Source organism: Pseudomonas sp. FEN (assembly GCF_904067045.1).
In the GTDB taxonomy this organism is placed as follows: domain Bacteria; phylum Pseudomonadota; class Gammaproteobacteria; order Pseudomonadales; family Pseudomonadaceae; genus Aquipseudomonas.
In genome coordinates, this window is sequence record NZ_CAJFDC010000033.1 from 67,464 (window position 1) to 87,212 (window position 19,749).

The window sequence follows — 19,749 nt, forward strand, 5'->3', positions numbered from 1 at the left end:
GTGGCCTGAGCCGGCCGGGGAGACCGATTTCAGCCATTCCCGAGTGTGGCCTTGGCCAAACCGGGAAAGTCTGTAATCAGGCTATCGACGCCGAAGTCAGCGAGGCGGCGCATCAGCGCCGGCTCGTTGACCGTCCACACCGACACATGCAGACCCTGACGCTGGGCCTTGATCAGGCGTTCCGGGGTGCAGAGTGTCCAGTTCAACGCCAGGATCTCGCAGCCATAACTCTGGGCGACCTTCAACGGGTCGAGCCAGGCGTATTCGGCTACCAGGCCGCGTGACAGGTCCGGGGTCAGCTCCAGGGCGGCCTTGAGCACTTCCCGGGAGCTGGAGGTGACGGTGACCTTGTCGAGCAGGCCGAAACGCTGGGCCATTTCGCGGATTGCCAGCACGGTGGTCGCGGCCCGGGTGCGCGAGGCGCTCTTGACTTCCAGTTGCCAGTGCTCGAAATCGCACTGTTCGAACAGCTCTTCCAGGCGTGGAATCGGGCAGGGCTTGATCCAGCCCGGACCGCCCTTGCGCGCGTCATAGGTCACCAGCTCGGCGGCGCTATGTTCGACCACCTTGCCGCGGCGGTCGGTGGTGCGTTTGAGCGTCGGGTCGTGGATGACCATCAACTCGCCGTCCATGGACAGGTGCAGGTCCAGTTCGCACCGGCGTACGCCGTGCTTGAGGCATTCCTGGAAACTGGTCAGGGTGTTTTCCGGTGCTTCACCTTTGGCGCCACGATGGCCATAAATCAGAGTCACGACTGCTCCTTCAGGGAAAATGCGGTTATAGGGTCAAGACGGTAGGCTGATCGCAGCCGCAAGCATCAACGGGCCTCGGGGTTGTCCTGCTCCCGGGCCAGGCGTCGTTGTTGCGCCTGTTTCTGCAAGATATAACGCGCCAGCAACTGGCGTTGGGCATCGGTCAAGGCTTCGAATTCGGTGCCGATGTCGAAGGTGCCGAAGCTGCGGGGCGCGCAGTGGGTCACCTTGGCCCGCAGCAGTAACCCGTGTGCCTGGGGCATCAGGACCATCTTGACCGCCAGGTGGCTGCCGATGGCATAGGCCATATGGTGCTCGAACTCCAGGCCGCCTTCGGAAAGGATCACCCGCTGCAGTTCGCCGAACTCGCCCAGCGCCGAATAGGCCATCACCTGGCTCAGCAGGTCGATGCGCTTGTTCTGGGCCTTGAGGAAGGCGGTCAGGGTTCGATCACGCTCGCTGACCTGGCGCAGCAGGTGCTGCGACTCGAATTCGCTCAGGTGCAGTTCGCTCAGCAGGTTGAAGAGCGGCGAAGCATCCTGCAACACTTCCTTGCTCGCCGCGTCGGGGGCGGACAGGGGGCTTATTTCCAGTGCGATCGTGTCCTCGATACGGTAGTATTCGCGGCGATCTTCTTCATCTAATGTCGACATGGCGAACCCAGGGCAGAGGTGATGGTCTGAGTGTAAAGCTGCTGACCCTACCTCGCCACAAGGACGTCTTCTTTTCCTCCGAACAAGCCCCGACATGTTCAGACCACTCTTCGTATTTATCGGCACGCGTTATACCCGTGCAAAGCGTCGCAATCATTTTGTGTCTTTCATTTCCCTGACTTCGATGATCGGACTGGCCCTTGGCGTGGTCGTGATGATCGTGGTGCTCTCGGTGATGAACGGCTTCGATCATGAGATGCGCACCCGCGTGCTGGGCATGGTGCCCCACGCGACCATCGAGTCCGGCGAGCCGATCAGTCACTGGCCGGCGCTGGCCGACAAGGTCCTCAAGAACCCGAAAGTCGAGGCGGTCGCGCCGTTCACCCAGATGCAGGGCTTGTTGACCAACAACGGCCAGGTGCAGAAGGTGATCCTCAATGCCATCGACCCGGTGCAGGAGCGCAAGGTTTCGATCATTGACCGGTTCATGCAGCAGGGCCAGCTCGATGCGCTGACCCCTGGCAGCTTCGGCATGGTGATCGGCGACAAGGCCGCGACCAAGCTGGGGGTCGGGCTCGGCGACAAGCTGACTTTCGTCGCCCCGGAAGTCACGGTGACCCCGGCGGGCATGTTTCCGCGGATGAAGCGCTTTACCGTGGTCGGCATCTTCCATGTCGGCGCCGGTGAGCTGGACGGCTACCTGGGCCTGACCAACCTCGAGGACCTGGCGCGCCTGCATCGCTGGAAGCCGGACCAGGTCCAGGGTCTGCGCCTGAAGTTCGACGACCTGTTCCAGGCTCCGCGCACGGCCTGGGAAATCGCCCAGCAGTTGGGTGAAAGCCATTACTACGCCCGTGACTGGACCCGTACCCACGGCAACCTGTACCAGGCGATCAAAATGGAAAAAGCCATGATCGGTCTGCTGTTGCTGCTGATCGTGGCGGTGGCGGCGTTCAACATCATCTCGACCCTGGTGATGGTGGTGAACGACAAGAAAGGCGATATCGCCATCTTGCGCACCCTGGGCGCCACGCCTGGACAGATCATGGCGATCTTCATGGTCCAGGGCACCGTGATCGGGGTGATCGGTACGCTGATCGGCGCGGTGGTCGGGATCCTCGCCGCGCTGAATGTCAGCGCCGCGATTGCCGCCCTCGAGCGCTTGATCGGTCACAAGTTCCTCAATGCCGACGTGTATTTCATCGACTACCTGCCGTCCCAACTGATGGCCGAGGATGTCTTGATGGTCTGCGGCGCGGCATTGGTCCTGAGTTTCCTCGCCACCCTGTATCCAGCCTGGCGTGCCGCGCGCACCCAGCCCGCGGAGGCGCTACGTTATGAGTGAGTTGGGCATGAGTGATAAAGCAGTGCTGAGTTGCCGCAACCTGGGCAAGTCCTACGAGGAAGGCCCGGAATCGGTGGAAGTTCTGGCGGGCCTGCAACTGGAGCTGCACGCCGGTGAGCGGGTGGCGATCGTCGGCAGCTCGGGGTCGGGCAAAAGTACCTTGCTCAATCTGCTCGGCGGCCTCGATACACCGTCCCAGGGCAGTGTCTGGCTGGCCGGCGAGGAGCTTTCCGCGCTTGGCGAGAAAGCCCGTGGCCTGCTGCGCAACCGCTCGCTGGGGTTTGTCTACCAGTTCCACCACCTGCTGCCCGAGTTCACCGCGCTGGAGAATGTCTGCATGCCGCTGTTGATCGGACGCACCGCAATCCCCGAGGCGCGTCAGCGTGCCACGGCGTTGCTGGAGCGGGTCGGTCTCGGCCATCGCCTGGAGCACAAGCCGGCGGAACTGTCCGGTGGCGAACGCCAGCGCGTGGCGATTGCCCGGGCCCTGGTGAACAAACCGGGGTTGGTGATGCTCGACGAGCCCACCGGCAACCTCGACCACCACACCGCCCAGGGCATCCAGGACCTGATGCTGGAGCTCAGCACCTCGATGCGCACCGCGTTCCTGGTGGTGACCCATGACATGAACCTGGCCCGGCAAATGGACCGGGTGTTGCACCTGGAAGACGGAAAACTCGTCGCTATCTGATTCGCCAGGACCCACACCCGTTGAATTGCGCGGGTGTCGGGTCGATTATTTTTCTACGGTGGCCAGCGAATGTTCAGACCGTTATCGATTTTCATCGGCACGCGCTATACCCGCGCCAAGCGCCGCAACCGTTTTGTCTCTTTTATCTCGATGACCTCGATGATCGGCCTCGCCCTGGGCGTGCTGGCGATGATCGTGGTGCTGTCGGTGATGAACGGCTTCCAGAAGGAAATGAGTTCGCGGATCCTCGGCATGGTGCCCCACGCCACCATCGTCGGGGTCAAGCCCATCGACGACTGGCAACCGGTGGCCGCCGCGGCGCTGAAGAACCCCGAAGTGACGGCGGCGGTGCCCTTTACCGAAATGGACGGCATGCTTTCCTACAAGGGCTCGATGCAGCCGATCCAGATCAGCGGTGTCGATCCGGCCCAGGAAGGCAAGGTGTCGATTGTCGCCCAGCATATTGTCCAGGGCCGTCTGGAAGATCTGAAACCGGGTGAGTTCGGGGTGGTGATCGGTGAGATCACCGCGCGGCGCTTTCGCGTGAATGTCGGCGACAAGCTGACCCTGATCGTCCCGGAACTCAGCTCCGAGCCGGGCGGGATCACGCCGCGCATGCAGCGCCTGAACGTGGTCGGGGTGTTCAAGGTCGGCGCGGAGCTGGATGGCTCGATGGCGCTGATCCATATGAGCGACGCGGCGGATATCCAGCACTGGCAGCCGAACCAGGTGCAGAGCGTGCGGCTGGCGGTGAAGGACCTGTATGCGGCGCCGCAGGTGTCCACGGACATTGCTTCGGGCCTGGGCGGCGGTTTCAAGGCCGATGACTGGACCCATACCCAGGGCAGCCTGTTCAGTGCCATGAAGATGGAAAAGACCATGATCGGCCTGTTGTTGCTGATGATCGTCGCGGTGGCGGCATTCAACATCATCGCGACCCTGATCATGGTGGTGAATGACAAGGGCGCGGACATCGCGATCCTGCGCACCATTGGTGCCACGCCACGGCAGATCATGGCGATCTTCATGGTTCAGGGCACGGTGATCGGGATAGTCGGGACCCTGATCGGTGGTGTGCTGGGGGTGATCGCGGCGTTGAATGTCAGCCAGATAGTGGGCTGGATCGAGCGGGTCAGCGGGCAGCATATCTTCAGTTCCGACGTGTATTTCGTCAGTAACCTGCCGTCGCAGTTGCAGGGTGGGGATGTGCTGTTGATCTGTTCGGCCGGGTTTGTCCTGAGTTTCCTGGCGACGCTGTATCCGGCGTATCGGGCGGCGAAGATCGAGCCGGCGCATGCCTTGCGTTATTCGTAATCCGGGATGGCGCCTGTGGCGAGCGGGCTTGCCCGCGCTGGGCCGCGAAGCGGCCCCAAAACCGGCGAATCCGCTGCATCAGGTAGACCGAGGTAGCCGGGTTTGCGACTGCTTCGCAGTCGAACCCGGGCAAGCCCGCTCGCCACAAAGGGTGTTGTGTCAGTGAGAGGTGGGTAGGTCAATCACGAACCGCGTCCAACCATTCTCTGATTCACAACGAATCCGCCCGCCATGGGCACGAACGATCGACTGGGTAATCGCCAGCCCCAACCCCGCATGTTCACTGCTGCCTTCACGGCGAGCCGGATCGGCCCGATAGAAACGGTTGAACAGCTGTGGCAACAAGCCCGGCGCAATGCCTTCCCCGGTATTCTCGACGCTGACCCGCAAGCCCCGCGGCAGGCTTTCCAGCTTTACCGCTATCTCTCCGTCTTCAGGCGTGAAGCGCAAGGCATTGTCCAGCAGGTTGGACAGCGCCCGACGCAGCATGCCGCGATCACCCGCCAGGCTCGCCTTGCCTTCGCGCTTGAGTCGCACTCGATTCTCTTCGGCCAGCGGCGTGAAGAAATCCAGCAGGGCGTCCACTTCATCGGCCAGCTCAAGCGCTTCGCGGCGGGGTGTCAGCAGACCATGGTCGGCCTTGGCCAGGTACAGCATGTCGTTGACCAGTTGCGCCATCCATTGCAGTTCCTCGAGGTTGCTGTGCAGGGTTTCGCGGTAGTCCTCCAGGGTCCGAGGCCGGGTCAGGGTGACCTGGGTATGGGTCAGCAGGTTCGACAGCGGTGTACGCAGTTCATGGGCGATATCGGCGGAGAAGGCCGAGAGCCGCTGGAAGGAGTCGTCCAGGCGCGCGAGCATGGCATTGAACGACTGCGCCAGTTCGGCCAGCTCCGGCGGCATCTGTTCCTCGGGCAGGCGCTGGGTCAGCGAACTGGCCGAGACACCGGCGGCGATTTCGCTCATGCGCCGCAAGGGACGCAGGCCGCTGCGCGCGGCCCAGGCACCCAGCAGGGCGGTGGCCAGGGCCGAAAGACCGACCGTCAGCCAGATCAGGTGTTGCATGCGTTGCAGGAAGTGCTGGTGGTGGGTGATGTCGAGGATCAGGGTCAGTTGCGGCGAGTCGGCCTTGCTCGGGTTCAGCGAAGCATTGAAGACCCGGTAGGCAGTGCCTCCGATCCGCAGGCTGGTAAGTCCGGCTTGCGTCGGCAAGTCGTCGGGCAGCGCCCCCGGGGCGCTGAACCAGTGTCGGCCATCGGCGCCACTGACACGCAGGGCGAGCTCGGGGCTCAGCTTGATTTCGGCTTGCAGTCGAGCACTGCGCTGTTGGAAGTCCGCGCGGCTCTCGACCCCCTCCAGGCTGTTACGCAGCGCTCCCAGGCGGGCGTCGAGCAGTTGCTGGTCGAGTTCGATGAAGTGCGATTCGCTGGCGCGATTGAACAGTACCCCCGCGGTCAACGACACCACGGCGGTGCAGGCGGCGAACAGCAGGGCCAGGCGGCTGCCCAGGGACAGGCGGCGCATCAGGCGTTACGCTCTTCGAGCACATAACCCATGCCGCGCACGGTGTGGATCAGCTTGTGGGGGTGGCCATCGTCGATTTTCAGGCGCAGGCGGCGGATTGCCACTTCGATGACGTTGGTATCGCTGTCGAAATTCATGTCCCAGACCTGGGACGCGATCAGGGACTTGGGCAAGACCTCGCCCTGGCGGCGCAGGAGCATTTCCAGCAGGGCGAACTCCTTGGCGGTCAGGTCGATGCGCTGTCCGGCCCGCTCGACCCGACGACGAATCAGGTCCAGACGCAGGTCGGCCAGTTGCAGGCTGGTTTCCTGGCTGGCCGCGCTGCCCCGGCGCAACAGGCTGCGGACCCGGGCCAGCAGCTCGGAAAAGGCGAAAGGCTTGACCAGGTAGTCGTCGGCGCCCAGTTCCAGGCCATGGACCCGGTCTTCCACGGCGTCGCGGGCGGTCAGGAACAACACGGGAATGTCCAGGCCGGCGCCGCGCACCGCTTGCAGTATCTGCCAGCCATCGCGACCGGGCAGCATGACATCGAGGATCAGCAGCGCGTAGTCGCCGGTCAGGGCCAGGTGCTGGCCGGTGATGCCGTCGGCTACCAGTTCGGTGTTGAAGCCGGCCTCGCTCAGGCCCTGGCGCAGGTATTGGCCGGTTTTCGGTTGGTCTTCGACGATCAGCAGTTTCATGGGCGACTCATGGCAAATGGAACCGGCGTGTTATACCGCGCGCTCGATGGGTGGGGGCCAAGCTGACAAAGTTGTAATCTGCAGGTCAGCTCAATGCCAGCGACCGGACGCTACAGTTTCACACAATCCGCAGCCCATCGAAGTTGGAGTGTGACTATGTTTTTGCGTAACAGCCTGCTGTTTGCCGGCTTGCTGGTCCTGAGTTTTCCTGTCTGGGCCTCGTCCGCGGGCGGCTACGACTTCGGCCAGCCGGCGCCGGCGAGCAAGGCTACCCGTACGGTTGAGGTGAACATGAGCGACATTGCCTTCAGCACCAAGGAGCTGGATGTGAAGGCTGGTGAAACCGTGCGTTTCGTGCTGATCAATAAAGGCCATTTGCTGCATGAATTCAACCTGGGGCACGCGGCGGCGCATGCCGAGCATCAACAGGAGATGCTCAAGATGCAGCAGAGCGGCCAGTTGACGGCTACTGGCATGAAGATGGCCGATATGAATATGGCCGGCATGGACCATGCGTCCATGGGGCATGAGATGAAGCACGACGATCCCAATAGTGTGCTGGTGGAACCGGGCAAGACCGCTGAATTGACCTGGACCTTCAGCCAGGCCAAGAACCTGCAGTTTGCTTGCAATATTCCCGGGCACTACCAGGCGGGCATGGTCGGGACGTTGAAGATCGAGGACTGAATTGGCCAGAGCCGGGTCGAGGGCTTTCGTGCGCGTGGGTGATTTGCGATAGACTGGTGGCGTTTATTCAGTCAGGTTTTTGTCATGCATCCCGCCGCCGAACACTCGCCACTGGGCAAGTCCAGTGAATACATCGCCACCTACACGCCATCTTTGTTGTTCCCGATTCCCCGGGCGACCAAATGGGCCGAGCTGGGCCTGAGCGCCGAGACCTTGCCGTATGTCGGCGTGGATTTCTGGAACTGCTTCGAGTTGTCCTGGCTGTTGCCGTCCGGCAAGCCGGTGGTGGCGATCGGCGAGTTCAGCATCCCGGCGGATTCGCCGAATATCATCGAATCCAAATCCTTCAAGCTGTACCTCAATTCCCTGAACCAGACGCCGTTCGTCGATATCGCCAGCCTGGAAGCGGTGCTGCGTGCCGATCTGTCGGCGGCCGCTGGAAAACCGGTGGGCGTGCGGGTTCGCCGATTGAGCGAGGTGCAGGCCGAGGGAGTGGTCGCCTTGCCGGGTGTGTGCATCGACGACCTGGAGATCAGTGTCAGTGACTATGCCCATCCACGTCCGGAACTGCTGCGTTGCGATGAGTCGCGGGTGGTTGAGGAGGCGTTGCACAGCCATTTGCTCAAGTCCAATTGTCCAGTGACCAGTCAGCCGGACTGGGGCAGTGTGGTCGTGGAGTATCGCGGTGCGGCGCTGGATCACGCGAGCCTGCTGGCTTACCTGGTGAGCTTTCGTCAGCACTCGGACTTCCACGAGCAATGCGTGGAGCGGATCTTCCTTGACCTGCAGCGCTTGCTGAAGCCGGAGAAGTTGACCGTGTATGCGCGTTATGTGCGGCGGGGCGGGTTGGACATCAATCCATATCGCAGTACTGAGAAGGTCGCATTTCAGAACCTGCGGTTGGTGCGCCAGTAAGCGTACTTCTTACTTGTGGTGAGCGGGCTTGCCCGCGCTGGGTCGCGAAGCGGCCCTGAAACCGGCAAGCTCGGTTTGTCAGGCAGATCAAGGATTCCGGTTTTGCGACTGCTGCGCAGTCGAGCGCGGGCAAGCCCGCTCGCCACATTGAGCGGCTCGCTGAGGTGACAGCAGGCATAAAAAAGCCCCGACAAGTCGGGGCTTTTTCTATTGCGCGTACAGCTTAGGCTTGAACGACCGGGATATTGGCGTTCGCCGCGGCTTCACGGAACTCGGCGATCTGGTCGAAGCTCAGGTAGCGATACACGTCCGCTGCCATGCTGTCGATCTTGCCGGCGTATTCCATGTATTCCTCGACGGTCGGCAGGCGACCCAGGATCGAAGCCACGGACGCCAGCTCGGCCGAAGCCAGGTAGACGTTCGCGCCGTCGCCCAGACGGTTCGGGAAGTTACGGGTCGAAGTCGAAACCACGGTGGAGTTCGGTTCTACCCGTGCCTGGTTACCCATGCACAGCGAGCAGCCCGGCATTTCCATGCGCGCGCCAGCCTTGCCGTAGATGCCGTAGTAGCCTTCTTCGGTCAGCTGGTGAGCGTCCATCTTGGTCGGCGGCGACAGCCACAGACGGGTTGGCAGCTGACCCTTGACCTGCTCCAGCAACTTGCCCGCGGCGCGGAAGTGGCCGATGTTGGTCATGCAGGAGCCGATGAACACTTCGTCGATCTTCTCGCCGGCAACGCTGGAGAGCAGACGGGCGTCGTCCGGGTCGTTCGGTGCGCAGAGTACAGGCTCCTTGACGTCGGCCAGGTCGATTTCGATGACTTCGGCGTACTCGGCGTCCTTGTCGGCTTCCAGCAGCTCAGGGTTGGCCACCCAGGCTTCCATCGCCTGGGCACGACGCTCCAGGGTGCGGGCATCGCCGTAGCCTTCGCCGATCATCCAGCGCAGCAGGGTGATGTTCGACTTCAGGTATTCGGCGATCGACTCTTTCGACAGTTTGATGGTGCAACCGGCGGCGGAACGTTCGGCCGAGGCGTCGGACAGTTCGAAAGCCTGTTCGACGGTCAGGGTTTCCAGGCCTTCGATTTCCAGGATGCGGCCGGAGAAGGCGTTTTTCTTGCCTTTCTTCTCGACGGTCAGCAGGCCTTTCTGGATGGCGTAGTAAGGGATGGCATGAACCAGGTCACGCAGGGTGACGCCAGGTTGCAGCTTGCCCTTGAAACGCACCAGGATCGATTCCGGCATGTCCAGTGGCATCACGCCAGTGGCGGCGGCGAAGGCCACCAGGCCGGAACCGGCCGGGAACGAGATACCGATCGGGAAACGGGTGTGGGAGTCACCACCGGTGCCGACAGTGTCCGGCAGCAGCATGCGGTTCAGCCAGCTGTGGATGATGCCGTCGCCTGGACGCAGGGAAACACCGCCACGGGTCATGATGAAGTCGGGCAGGGTGTGGTGCGTGGTGACGTCGATCGGCTTCGGATAAGCCGCGGTGTGGCAGAACGACTGCATGACCAGGTCGGTGGAGAAGCCCAGGCAGGCCAGGTCTTTCAACTCGTCGCGGGTCATCGGGCCAGTGGTGTCCTGGGAACCGACGGTGGTCATCTTCGGCTCGCAGTAGGTGCCAGGACGAACGCCTTTCACGCCGCAGGCCTTGCCGACCATTTTCTGCGCCAGGGTGTAACCCTTGGTGCTCTCGGCCGGAGCTTCCGGCAGCTTGAACAGGTTCGAAGGTGGCAGGCCCAGTTCGGTACGGGCCTTCTCGGTCAGGCCGCGGCCGATGATCAGCGGGATACGACCGCCGGCACGGACTTCGTCGAGCAGGACCGGGGTCTTCATTTCGAAGGTGGCCAGGACTTCATCGCTGTTGTGCTTGGTGACTTTGCCAGCATGCGGGTACAGGTCGATCACGTCGCCCATGTTCATGTTGGAAACGTCGAACTCGATCGGCAGTGCGCCAGCATCTTCCATGGTGTTGTAGAAGATCGGGGCAATCTTGCTGCCGAAGCAGAAGCCGCCGGCACGCTTGTTCGGTACGTAAGGGACGTCGTCGCCGAAGAACCACAGGACCGAGTTGGTTGCCGATTTACGCGACGAACCGGTACCGACCACGTCGCCGACATAGGCGATCGGGAAGCCGTCGTTGCGCATCTGCTCGATCTGTTTCATCGGGCCGATGGCGCCTTGCTGGTCAGGCACGATGCCGTCGCGGGCCATTTTCAGCATGGCCAGGGCGTGCAGCGGGATATCAGGACGCGACCAGGCATCCGGGGCCGGGGACAGGTCGTCGGTGTTGGTTTCGCCAGTGACCTTGAACACCCGCAGGCTGATCTTGTCGGCCAGTACCGGGCGGTTCTTGAACCACTCGCCGTCGGCCCAGGACTGGATCACTTCCTTGGCGTGAACGTTGCCGCTCTTGGCTTTTTCCGCGACGTCGTGGAAAGCATCGAACATCAACAGGGTGTGCTTGAGTTGCGCGGCGGCAACGGCTGCCAGCTCGGCGCTGTCCAGCAGTTCGACCAGGGTCACGATGTTGTAGCCGCCCTGCATGGTGCCGAGCAGTTCTACCGCGCGCTTCTTGTCGATCAGGGGGGATTTGACTTCACCCTTGGCCAGGGCGGAAAGGAAACCGGCCTTGACGTAGGCCGCTTCGTCCACTCCAGGTGGAACGCGGTTGGTGATCAAGTCAACGAGGAAAGCTTCTTCGCCAGCCGGGGGATTCTTCAGCAGCTCGACCAGGCCTGCGGTTTGTTCGGCGTTAAGCGGCTGGGGCACGATACCCAGTGCTGCACGCTCTTCGATATGTTTGCGGTAGGCTTCAAGCACAGTTATTACCCTCATCAGTGGTCCCAAATGGGTGTCCGGGACGCTCATCCAGAAATGCACGGCACTCATGCGCTGCGGGGCTTTTTGAGCCGCTTAGCCAGAGTTTCCACGATTTCCAACAGAAGCTGTTTTCAAAGTTTTACGCCTGCGGAACGGGAGCTGATGAGGGTTGGCGCGGGGGCTTCCGGGCGGAAATTCCCGCGCCAACGCCGTTCTTTAGGATGAGGGCGATTTACGCCCGAAGGGTGAAGCGTCTTCGGACGTGATTTCACCCTGCACTGTGCTCGTGACGCTTTGAAAACAGCTTCCAACGGACATTGGCGCCTAAAAAGGCAGGCCGATTCTACGGCATATTCCAAAGAAAGGTAAGTTAAGCCCGGCAGGTTCGGGGGTGACCCTTCTTAGACAAAGGGCTAACATGCGGGCCTGTTCTGCTTCCGCGCGTTTGCCCTGCCCATGTCCAATCAGACCATCAAGACCCCCTGTATCGGCCTCTGTTCCACTGTCTATGGTGATCTGGTGTGCCGTGGCTGCAAGCGCTTTCACCATGAAGTCATCCACTGGAACGGCTACAACGAGGAAGAAAAGCGTGCGGTCTGGTTGCGCCTGGAGCAGTTGTTGGTCCAGGTCATGGTGGCCAAGGTCGAGGTATTCGATCCGTCGATGCTGCGCCGGCAACTGGAAACCCGCAAGATTCGCTTCGTGCCCCATCAGTCGGAATATTGCTGGGCGTACCAGCTGATTGCCCGTGGTGCGCGGGTCATCAGCCAGTTGGACGCCTATGGCATGGTGTTGTTGCCGGAGTTTCGCGACTGGGGGCTGCCCGAATTGCGCGATGCCATCGATCGGGAGTTTTTCCTTCTGTCCGAAGCGCATTACCAGCGTTATATCGCTCCGGGGTTCCTCAAGGCTGCGTTCGGCGCCTGAGATTGTTTTGCCTGTTCGGGCCTCTTCGCGGGCAAGCTCCGCTCCCACGTTGTTTTTGAGTCAGGTCCGGATTCTGTGTTCGACACAGAACTTGTGGGCGCGGAGCTTGCCCGCGAAGACGGTCACAAGGTCGCGGGATATCCTCAGGGCCGGGGTGCTGTTTCCACCAGGTGATCGATGATTTCCTGGGGCTTGAGCACCAGCACATCGCTTTCCAGCGCATCGAGCACCACTTCCGCGGTATTGCCGATCAATGCGCCTGAAATCCCGGTGCGCGCCACCGTGCCGATGACCGTCACCACCGCCCCCAGTGTGTGGGCCATGTGCGGAATCAGCACATCGGCGGGGCCTTCCTTGATATGCAGGTGCTCGTCATCCACATCGAACTGGCTCTGGAATTCCCGGCATTGATCGCGATAACGGCGCTCGATGGTTTCCTTGAGCTGGTACACCGGGTCGGCGGCCGACAGCATGGGCGAGGGGTGAGCGCTGATCACGTGCAAGTGGCCCTTGGCCAGGCTGGCGATGTCATAGCCGTGATCGATGATGCTTGTGTGCAACTGCCGGTGTTCGTCATCGGAGTTACCCACATCCACCGCCGCGAGAATCACGCCGCCCGACCAGGGCGCCTCGGTCTTGACCATCAGCACCGCGGATGGGCAATAGCGCATCAGCTTCCAGTCTGAAGGGGTCAGCAGGGCTTTTTTCAGCGGGCTGTCGGGGCGATGCTGCTTGATCACCAGGCCGCAGCCTTCGGCTTGCTGCACGCCGATAATGGTCTCGTGCAGGGTCTTGTCCCACGCCTGCTCGGCCGTGGCGCTGTAGCCGTCGTCATGCAACTGGCTCTTGAGCAGGCTGAGCAGGGCGCTGTGATCGTGCTTGGGGTCGCACATCAGCAGGTGCAGATGCGCATCGGTGACACCGGCGATCAGCTTGGCGCGGTTGAGGGCCAGGCTGTGGGCGTGATCGGGATCGAGTATCACCAGGATGCTGCGGATCGCTTGCATGGTCGGGGAGCTCCGAAGAAGACTGAAGACGGCGTGATACAACTATAGTTGTAGTCCACCGGGCGCAACCTTGATGCATATCAAGCAGGGCGGCTGGCGATCTGCCCCGGGGCCCGTATAATCGGCGGCCTTGTCCCGCCTGATCTCCGGTTTTTGTGAGTCCCATGTCGACTATTTCCGTTTTGTTCCGCTGCCAAGTCTCTCCTGTGATGGGGGCCTTCCTGTGAATCTGCCGCAAATCCACGAGTTCCTTGGTTGCCCGACCCCGCAAGGCTGGGTGCGGGCGGCGCTGGCGGATCAGGAAACGTTGCTGATCGATCACAAGAACTGCGAGTTCAAGGCGGCCAGTACCGCCTTGAGCCTGATCGCCAAGTATCACGCCCACGTCGACCTGATCAACCTGATGTCGCGCCTGGCCCGGGAAGAACTGGTGCACCACGAACAGGTCATGCGCTTGATGAAGCGGCGCAAGATCGAGTTGCGGCAGTTGTCCGCCGGTCGCTATGCCTCCGGGCTGCGCAAGGCGGTGCGCAATCATGAGCCGGTCAAGCTGGTGGACACCCTGGTGGTCGGGGCCTTTATCGAGGCTCGCAGTTGCGAGCGGTTCGAGGCCCTGGTGCCGCATCTGGACGAGGAGCTCGGCAAGTTCTACTTCGGCCTGCTCAAGAGCGAGGCCCGGCACTTCCAGGGCTACCTGAAACTGGCCTACCAGTACGGCGACGCCGAGGACATTGGCCGGGTCATCGAAAAGGTGCGGGCGGTCGAGCGGGAGCTGATCGAGTCGCCGGACAGCGAGTTCCGCTTCCACAGTGGTGTCCCGGCGGCTGCCGGCGCTTAAGTACGCACCAGCTTTTCCAGCGCCGCGTCCGCCAGGAACGATGAGCGGCTCTTGATTCGGTGGTCGCGCACGTAACGGTCGATGCGCTGGATCACGAAGCCGGGAAGGGTCACGTTGACCTTCTCGGTCTTGCCCAGATAGGGCGAGATATCGATTTCCAGCATGCCCCAACCCATGTCCGCGAACTCTGGATTTTTCCGATGGTCGAAAGAGGACGATGGCGTGGGCACGGGCTGACCGGCCGAAACGATCTCCTCGAGCATGATGTGGGCGATTTCCAGGGCGGCGTTATAGGCCTCCTCGAATGTATCGCCAGCGGTCACGGCCCCCGGAATATCCGGAATCTGGATGCCGATGGCGGTGTGTTCATCACCCCATTCGATCGCGATGGGATATTGCATGATGGTCTCCTGACTGAACGGGTTCATAGCAAGCCCGCCCGTTTTCTGATGCTTCTGATGGTCCCGAGCGGCAGATCCTTCTTCGGATGTGGCACGGGGATCGAGTGGGGGCTGCTGGGGTGGACAAATACATGATGACCGCCCCTGATTCGTTGCGGCATCCAGCCAACGGCCTCCAGTTCGGCGATCAAATCCCTGCTTTTCACCTGTGACGCCTTGTCGGGTATGTCAGGGAATCCTAGCCGTCCCTCTATCAAGCATCGAATTAAAAGGTGTGTCTAGAGTTATCTATTTGTCTCGCGGCCATTTATCGGCTAAGTAGTGAGCTTCCTAACTAATGCTTTGACATTAGCTGCCTAAGCAGTAATATCTCCCCAACTCTCTGCCTAAGCAGCTTTTGGTGGCTTTATGAAACATTTCACCCCGGATGACTTTCACAACTGCCATCTCGGCTTGCTCCTGGGGCGTGCCGCATTGCTCAAGGATCGGATCATCGACACCCATATGGTCCCGTACGGCATCACCGCCGCGCAGTTCAAGGTGCTGATCATCATGGCCCAGTTCGGTGTCGATACTCCGGCCGAGCTGTGTCGCCATCTGTCCCTGGACAGCGGTTCCATGACCCGCATGCTCGATCGCCTGGAGCAGAAGGATCTGCTCGCCCGCCAGCGCTCCGAGGGGGATCGGCGTCAGGTCCGATTGGTGCTTACGGCGCAGGGGCAGACCCTCGCCGACCGTTTGCCGGAAATCGGCGCCGATGCGATGAACGAGCTGGCGGGGGCCATCACCGAGCAAGAGTTGCGGACCCTGGAAGACCTCCTGAAGAAAATTTTGCTGGCGGCCGGGGACTCGATCACCCTGCTGCGGGTAGGTGAAAAAAATGAGCGGTAAAACCCTGCATGCCGGTTTCAGTCTGGTATTCCTGTCGATGCTCCTGGCGGGGTGCGCCAGCTATAGCGGCCTGCACACCGAAGGCGTCAACCTCGAGGCGAAAAACCTCAAGGCCGAACAATCCCTCAAGGGGGTCACGCTGTCGCCGGCGGCCTGGCCGAAAAACGACTGGTGGAAAAGCCTGGGCGATCCGCAACTCGATGGCCTGATCCGCGAGGCCCTGCACGACAGTCCCGATATGCAGGTCGCCAGCGCACGGGCGCACCAGGCCAGCGCCGCGGCCTATGCCGCCGACGCGGCACGGATGCCGACCCTTGATGCCAGTGGCGGCGTCACCCGTTCCCGGCTGGCGCGGGACCAGGACCCCAGCGGTCGCGGCGGGGTCTACGACACCGTGCGCAAGCTGGGCGTCAGCTTCAATTACAGCTTCGACCTCTGGGGTGGCCAGCGTGATGCCTGGGAAGCCGCGCTGGGCCAGGCGCGTGCCGCCGAAATCGACCGCCAGGCCGCGCAGTTGACCCTGGCCGCCGATGTGGCGCGGGCCTACAGTAACCTGGGGCAGGCGCATATCGTCTATGACTTGGCCAACGATGATCTGCAGCGCACCCACAAGCTGCTGGATCTGGGCAAGCGTCGGCTGAGCTCCGGTATCGACAGCCACTACCAGTACCAGCAGACCGAAAGCCTGGCCGCCAGCGCCGAAGAACAGGTGATCGACGCGGGGAAAAAGCTGCAAAGCGCCAAGGTCGCCCTGGCCGTATTGCTGGGCAAGGGCCCGGACCGTGGCAATGAGATCGCCCGGCCGAAGATCCTCCAGCCAAGCGCCGTGGCCTTGCCATCGGTGCTGCCGGCGGAACTGCTGGGACGGCGTCCCGACCTGGTGGCCGCGCGTTGGCGCGTCGAGGCCGCGAGCAAGGATATCGCCGCCGGCAAGACCCGCTTCTACCCCAACCTCAACCTGAGTGCCGCCGCGGGTGGCGAGGCGCTGCTGGGGGATGCCCTGTTCGGCTCCCCGAGTCGTTTCTTCAGCATCGCCCCGACCGTCTCGCTGCCGATCTTCGACGGCGGCCGCCTGCGCGCCGGCCTCGACGCCAAGGACGCCGACTATGACCTGGCGGTGGCGCAGTACAACAAGAGCCTGGTCCAGGCCTTGGGCGATGTCAGCGACAGCCTCCAGCAGTTGCACGCCCTCGGCCAGCAGATCGTCGCCCAGCAGCATGCCGCGGATATCGCCCAGGACTCCTACAACACCGTGTTACAGCGCTATGGCGCCGGTATCGGCAACTACCTGGACGTGCTCACCATCGAACAGACCCTGTTGCAGGCCCAGCGTCAACTGGCGGACCTGAATGCCCAACAGATCGATTTCTCCATCCAGCTGATGCAGGCCTTGGGCGGTGGTTTCCAGGTCGACAACATCGCCTCGAACGCCAGCCTTCCCGCGGCTCAGACTCATTAATTCAAGGTACCTGCCATGGCCACTGAAATGAACACTACTGAAACAACCCCGGGCGCTGGCAATTCCGGCAAGCGCAAAGTCATGCTGGTGGGGCTCACCCTGCTGGTCGTCCTCGGCGGCCTCGGTGTCTGGGGCTGGCATGAGCTCTACGGGCGCTGGAATGAAAGCACCGACGACGCCTACGTCAACGGCAACGTGGTGGAAATCACGCCGCTGGTGACCGGTACCGTGATCAGTATCGGCGCCGACGACGGCGACCTGGTGCACGAAGGCCAGGTGCTGCTGAACTTCGACCCGAGCGATGCGGCGGTCGGCCTGCAAAGCGCCGAGGCCAACCTGGCCAAGACCGTGCGCCAGGTGCGCGGCTTGTACAGCAATGTCGACGGTATGAAGGCCCAGGTCGCGGAACAGAAGTCGGTGGTGCAGAAAGCCCAGGAAAACCTGACCCGGCGCAAGAACCTGGCGGCCGGTGGGGCGATTTCCCAGGAAGAGCTGTCCCATGCCCGTGACGACCTGACTTCGGCGCAGAGCGCGCTGAGCAATGCCCAGCATCAGCTCAACACCAGCAGCGCCCTGGTGGACGACACCGTGGTGTCCAATCATCCGGATGTCAAAGCCGCTGCCGCGCAACTGCGCCAGGCCTATCTGGCCAATGCCCGTACTACCCTGATTGCGCCGGTGACCGGTTATGTCGCCAAGCGTACCGTGCAACTGGGGCAGCGGGTCCAGCCGGGCGCGGCGCTGATGGCGGTGATCCCCCTGGACCAGCTGTGGATCGACGCCAACTTCAAGGAAACCCAACTGCGTGACATGCGTATCGGTCAGCCGGTCGACATCGAGGCAGACCTCTATGGCAGTTCGGTGAAATACAGCGGCACCATCGACAGTCTCGGTGCTGGCACCGGCAGCGCCTTTGCCCTGCTGCCGGCGCAGAACGCCACCGGTAACTGGATCAAGATCGTCCAGCGGGTGCCGGTGCGTATTCACATCAACGCCGAGGAGCTGGCCAAACACCCGCTGCGGGTCGGCCTGTCGACCCAGGTCGAGGTCAATCTGCATGACCAGAGCGGGCCGGTACTGGCCCAGCAGCCGCCGCAGAAAGCGTCCTTCAGCACCCATGTGTATGCCGAACAACTGGCCGAAGCCGATGCGGTGATTACCCGCCTGATCCATGAAAACAGCGCCACCGCGGCGAAAACCGCGCAACGCTGAGTCGCCAATCCAGCCGCGACCCGAGTGTCGCGGCACCTGCCTCGTTTCCAAGGATTCGCGATGAGTTCGAATGCGTCTTTCACTCCGCCCAGCCTGTTGCTCAGTACCATCGGTCTGTCGCTGGCGACCTTCATGCAGGTGCTCGACACCACTATCGCCAACGTGGCGTTGCCGACCATTTCCGGCAACCTGGGCGTGAGCTCGGAGCAGGGCACCTGGGTCATCACTTCCTTTGCCGTGAGCAACGCCATTGCCTTGCCGCTGACCGGCTGGTTGAGCCGGCGGTTTGGCGAGGTGAAGCTGTTTATCTGGGCGACGATCCTCTTCGTGCTGGCTTCATTCCTCTGCGGTATTTCCACCTCGATGCCGGAACTGGTGGGTTTTCGCGTGCTGCAAGGACTGGTGGCCGGGCCGCTGTATCCCATGACCCAGACACTGTTGATTGCGGTCTATCCGCCGGCCAAGCGCGGCATGGCCCTGGCGCTGCTGGCGATGGTCACGGTGGTCGCGCCGATTGCCGGGCCGATTCTTGGCGGCTGGATTACCGACAGCTACAGCTGGCCGTGGATTTTCTTTATCAACGTGCCCATCGGCGTATTCGCCGCCATGGTGGTCCGCCAGCAACTCAAGACCCGGCCGGTGGAGATCAGTCGCCAGCCGATGGACTATGTCGGCCTGTTGACCTTGATCATTGGCGTCGGGGCCTTGCAGGTGATTCTCGACAAGGGCAACGACCTGGATTGGTTTGAGTCGAATTTCATCGTGATCGGCGCGGTCATCTCGGCGATTGCCCTGTCGGTATTCGTGATCTGGGAGATGACCGACAAGCATCCGGTGGTCAATCTGCGCCTGTTCGCCCACCGCAACTTCAGGATCGGCACTATTGTGCTGGTCCTTGGCTATGCCGGGTTCTTCGGCATCAACCTGATCCTGCCGCAGTGGCTGCAGACCCAGATGGGCTACACCGCGACCTGGGCGGGCCTGGCGGTGGCGCCGATCGGAATCCTGCCGGTGCTGATGTCGCCTTTCGTCGGTAAATACGCCAACAAAGTCGATCTGCGCTTGCTCGCCGGCCTGGCGTTCCTGGCGATCGGTCTGAGCTGCTTCATGCGCGCCGGTTTCACCAATGAGGTGGACTTCCAGCATGTTGCCATGGTGCAACTGTTCATGGGGATCGGTGTGGCGCTGTTCTTCATGCCGACCCTGAGCATCCTGATGTCGGACCTGCCACCGAGTCAGATTGCCGATGGTGCCGGCCTGGCCACCTTCCTGCGGACCCTGGGGGGGAGCTTCGCGGCGTCGCTGACCACCTGGATCTGGATTCGTCGGGCGGACCAGCATCATGCGTATCTCAGTGAAAGCCTCACCCCGTTCGATCCGGCGACACGCGATGCCCTGGGCAGTCTCGGTGGGGCGGGCAGCCGGGCCTATGCCCAGTTGGATCAGGTGCTGACCAGTCAGGCTTACATGCTCTCGACCGTGGATTACTTCACGCTGCTGGGCTGGGGCTTCATGGCCCTGATGCTGCTGGTGTGGCTGGCCAAGCCGCCGTTCGCGGCGAAGGCCGGGCCGGCGGCGGCGGGGCATTGACGATAATACGCACGATACAATATCTGTAGGAGCCTTGCGGAC

Annotated in this window: 19 protein-coding genes; 11 read left to right on the top strand and 8 right to left on the bottom strand. The window is 62.0% G+C overall.

Annotation, left to right across the window (positions count from 1 at the left end; genetic code table 11):
* Nucleotides 1-29: 29 nt before the first annotated feature.
* Entirely contained in the window at nt 30-752 is a 723-nt protein-coding gene (locus tag PFEN_RS22825) for a glycerophosphodiester phosphodiesterase (RefSeq protein WP_191488933.1), read from the bottom strand.
* A gap of 65 nt (nt 753-817) precedes the next feature.
* On the bottom strand, nt 818-1,405 hold the full coding sequence (locus PFEN_RS22830; protein WP_191488934.1) for a PilZ domain-containing protein: 588 nt from the start codon (nt 1,403-1,405) through the stop codon (nt 818-820).
* A gap of 94 nt (nt 1,406-1,499) precedes the next feature.
* On the opposite strand from PFEN_RS22830, the gene PFEN_RS22835 reads away from it, so the two are divergent.
* From PFEN_RS22835 to PFEN_RS22845, 3 genes are all read left to right on the top strand, one after another.
* Nucleotides 1,500-2,750 carry a lipoprotein-releasing ABC transporter permease subunit gene (locus PFEN_RS22835; RefSeq protein WP_191488935.1) on the top strand — a complete coding sequence of 417 codons (1,251 nt, stop codon included), beginning with the start codon at nt 1,500-1,502 and terminating at the stop codon, nt 2,748-2,750.
* 7 nt (nt 2,751-2,757) lie between these two features.
* Entirely contained in the window at nt 2,758-3,441 is a 684-nt protein-coding gene (gene lolD / locus PFEN_RS22840) for a lipoprotein-releasing ABC transporter ATP-binding protein LolD (RefSeq protein WP_191488936.1), read from the top strand.
* Nucleotides 3,442-3,510: 69 nt separating this feature from the next.
* The gene (locus PFEN_RS22845; RefSeq protein ID WP_191488937.1) at nt 3,511-4,755 is read left to right on the top strand and encodes a lipoprotein-releasing ABC transporter permease subunit; all 1,245 of its coding nucleotides are present in this window, start codon (nt 3,511-3,513) and stop codon (nt 4,753-4,755) included.
* A gap of 159 nt (nt 4,756-4,914) precedes the next feature.
* On the opposite strand, the gene PFEN_RS22850 is transcribed toward PFEN_RS22845, so the two are convergent.
* Complete coding sequence (locus PFEN_RS22850) at nt 4,915-6,276, bottom strand: heavy metal sensor histidine kinase (RefSeq protein WP_191488938.1); 1,362 nt, start codon at nt 6,274-6,276, stop codon at nt 4,915-4,917.
* On the bottom strand, nt 6,276-6,956 hold the full coding sequence (locus tag PFEN_RS22855) for a heavy metal response regulator transcription factor (RefSeq protein WP_191488939.1): 681 nt from the start codon (nt 6,954-6,956) through the stop codon (nt 6,276-6,278). The genes PFEN_RS22850 and PFEN_RS22855 overlap by 1 nt, the downstream gene beginning before the upstream one ends.
* A 156-nt stretch (nt 6,957-7,112) precedes the next feature.
* On the opposite strand from PFEN_RS22855, the gene PFEN_RS22860 reads away from it, so the two are divergent.
* Entirely contained in the window at nt 7,113-7,643 is a 531-nt protein-coding gene (locus tag PFEN_RS22860) for a plastocyanin/azurin family copper-binding protein (RefSeq protein ID WP_191488940.1), read from the top strand.
* Between the two features lie 84 nt (nt 7,644-7,727).
* A complete protein-coding gene (gene queF / locus PFEN_RS22865; RefSeq protein WP_191488941.1) occupies nt 7,728-8,558 on the top strand; it encodes an NADPH-dependent 7-cyano-7-deazaguanine reductase QueF in 831 nt (276 codons plus the stop codon).
* A gap of 223 nt (nt 8,559-8,781) precedes the next feature.
* Here the strand turns inward: queF and acnB are convergent, their stop codons facing one another.
* Nucleotides 8,782-11,382, bottom strand: a complete 2,601-nt coding sequence (gene acnB / locus PFEN_RS22870) for a bifunctional aconitate hydratase 2/2-methylisocitrate dehydratase (protein ID WP_191489065.1) — start codon at nt 11,380-11,382, stop codon at nt 8,782-8,784.
* A gap of 456 nt (nt 11,383-11,838) precedes the next feature.
* Here acnB and PFEN_RS22875 point away from each other — a divergent pair, with 456 nt between their 5' ends.
* The gene (locus tag PFEN_RS22875) at nt 11,839-12,309 is read left to right on the top strand and encodes a DUF1289 domain-containing protein (protein ID WP_191488942.1); all 471 of its coding nucleotides are present in this window, start codon (nt 11,839-11,841) and stop codon (nt 12,307-12,309) included.
* Between the two features lie 143 nt (nt 12,310-12,452).
* Here the strand turns inward: PFEN_RS22875 and PFEN_RS22880 are convergent, their stop codons facing one another.
* Nucleotides 12,453-13,316, bottom strand: coding sequence for a universal stress protein (locus tag PFEN_RS22880; protein WP_191488943.1), 864 nt, complete (start codon nt 13,314-13,316; stop codon nt 12,453-12,455).
* Between the two features lie 223 nt (nt 13,317-13,539).
* On the opposite strand from PFEN_RS22880, the gene PFEN_RS22885 reads away from it, so the two are divergent.
* Nucleotides 13,540-14,154 carry a tRNA-(ms[2]io[6]A)-hydroxylase gene (locus PFEN_RS22885; RefSeq protein ID WP_191488944.1) on the top strand — a complete coding sequence of 205 codons (615 nt, stop codon included), beginning with the start codon at nt 13,540-13,542 and terminating at the stop codon, nt 14,152-14,154.
* Here the strand turns inward: PFEN_RS22885 and PFEN_RS22890 are convergent.
* On the bottom strand, nt 14,151-14,555 hold the full coding sequence (locus tag PFEN_RS22890) for a type II toxin-antitoxin system HicB family antitoxin (protein WP_191488945.1): 405 nt from the start codon (nt 14,553-14,555) through the stop codon (nt 14,151-14,153). The two genes, PFEN_RS22885 and PFEN_RS22890, sit on opposite strands and share 4 nt — an antisense overlap.
* A 23-nt stretch (nt 14,556-14,578) precedes the next feature.
* Nucleotides 14,579-14,761 carry a type II toxin-antitoxin system HicA family toxin gene (locus PFEN_RS22895; protein ID WP_191488946.1) on the bottom strand — a complete coding sequence of 61 codons (183 nt, stop codon included), beginning with the start codon at nt 14,759-14,761 and terminating at the stop codon, nt 14,579-14,581.
* Between the two features lie 202 nt (nt 14,762-14,963).
* Between PFEN_RS22895 and PFEN_RS22900 the strand changes: the two genes are divergently transcribed.
* From PFEN_RS22900 to PFEN_RS22915, 4 genes are read left to right on the top strand one after another with little or no spacing between them, the layout of a single operon-like run.
* Nucleotides 14,964-15,446 carry a MarR family winged helix-turn-helix transcriptional regulator gene (locus PFEN_RS22900; RefSeq protein WP_191488947.1) on the top strand — a complete coding sequence of 161 codons (483 nt, stop codon included), beginning with the start codon at nt 14,964-14,966 and terminating at the stop codon, nt 15,444-15,446.
* Nucleotides 15,436-16,905, top strand: a complete 1,470-nt coding sequence (locus tag PFEN_RS22905) for an efflux transporter outer membrane subunit (protein WP_191488948.1) — start codon at nt 15,436-15,438, stop codon at nt 16,903-16,905. The genes PFEN_RS22900 and PFEN_RS22905 overlap by 11 nt, the downstream gene beginning before the upstream one ends.
* A gap of 15 nt (nt 16,906-16,920) precedes the next feature.
* Nucleotides 16,921-18,117, top strand: a complete 1,197-nt coding sequence (locus PFEN_RS22910) for an efflux RND transporter periplasmic adaptor subunit (RefSeq protein ID WP_191488949.1) — start codon at nt 16,921-16,923, stop codon at nt 18,115-18,117.
* A 60-nt stretch (nt 18,118-18,177) separates the two neighbouring features.
* Nucleotides 18,178-19,707, top strand: a complete 1,530-nt coding sequence (locus PFEN_RS22915; protein WP_191488950.1) for a DHA2 family efflux MFS transporter permease subunit — start codon at nt 18,178-18,180, stop codon at nt 19,705-19,707.
* Nucleotides 19,708-19,749: the final 42 nt, after the last annotated feature.

Excerpts from the sequence above, each read along its gene's own strand:
- PFEN_RS22830 (WP_191488934.1), bottom strand. The coding sequence starts at position 1,405 with ATGTCGACATTAGATGAAGAAGATCGCCGCGAATACTACCGTATCGAG.
- PFEN_RS22835 (WP_191488935.1), top strand. The coding sequence starts at position 1,500 with ATGTTCAGACCACTCTTCGTATTTATCGGCACGCGTTATACCCGTGCA.
- lolD (WP_191488936.1), top strand. The coding sequence starts at position 2,758 with ATGAGTGATAAAGCAGTGCTGAGTTGCCGCAACCTGGGCAAGTCCTAC.
- PFEN_RS22845 (WP_191488937.1), top strand. The coding sequence starts at position 3,511 with ATGTTCAGACCGTTATCGATTTTCATCGGCACGCGCTATACCCGCGCC.
- PFEN_RS22850 (WP_191488938.1), bottom strand. The coding sequence starts at position 6,276 with ATGCGCCGCCTGTCCCTGGGCAGCCGCCTGGCCCTGCTGTTCGCCGCC.
- PFEN_RS22855 (WP_191488939.1), bottom strand. The coding sequence starts at position 6,956 with ATGAAACTGCTGATCGTCGAAGACCAACCGAAAACCGGCCAATACCTG.
- PFEN_RS22860 (WP_191488940.1), top strand. The coding sequence starts at position 7,113 with ATGTTTTTGCGTAACAGCCTGCTGTTTGCCGGCTTGCTGGTCCTGAGT.
- queF (WP_191488941.1), top strand. The coding sequence starts at position 7,728 with ATGCATCCCGCCGCCGAACACTCGCCACTGGGCAAGTCCAGTGAATAC.
- PFEN_RS22875 (WP_191488942.1), top strand. The coding sequence starts at position 11,839 with ATGTCCAATCAGACCATCAAGACCCCCTGTATCGGCCTCTGTTCCACT.
- PFEN_RS22880 (WP_191488943.1), bottom strand. The coding sequence starts at position 13,316 with ATGCAAGCGATCCGCAGCATCCTGGTGATACTCGATCCCGATCACGCC.
- PFEN_RS22890 (WP_191488945.1), bottom strand. The coding sequence starts at position 14,555 with ATGCAATATCCCATCGCGATCGAATGGGGTGATGAACACACCGCCATC.
- PFEN_RS22900 (WP_191488947.1), top strand. The coding sequence starts at position 14,964 with ATGAAACATTTCACCCCGGATGACTTTCACAACTGCCATCTCGGCTTG.
- PFEN_RS22905 (WP_191488948.1), top strand. The coding sequence starts at position 15,436 with ATGAGCGGTAAAACCCTGCATGCCGGTTTCAGTCTGGTATTCCTGTCG.
- PFEN_RS22910 (WP_191488949.1), top strand. The coding sequence starts at position 16,921 with ATGGCCACTGAAATGAACACTACTGAAACAACCCCGGGCGCTGGCAAT.
- PFEN_RS22915 (WP_191488950.1), top strand. The coding sequence starts at position 18,178 with ATGAGTTCGAATGCGTCTTTCACTCCGCCCAGCCTGTTGCTCAGTACC.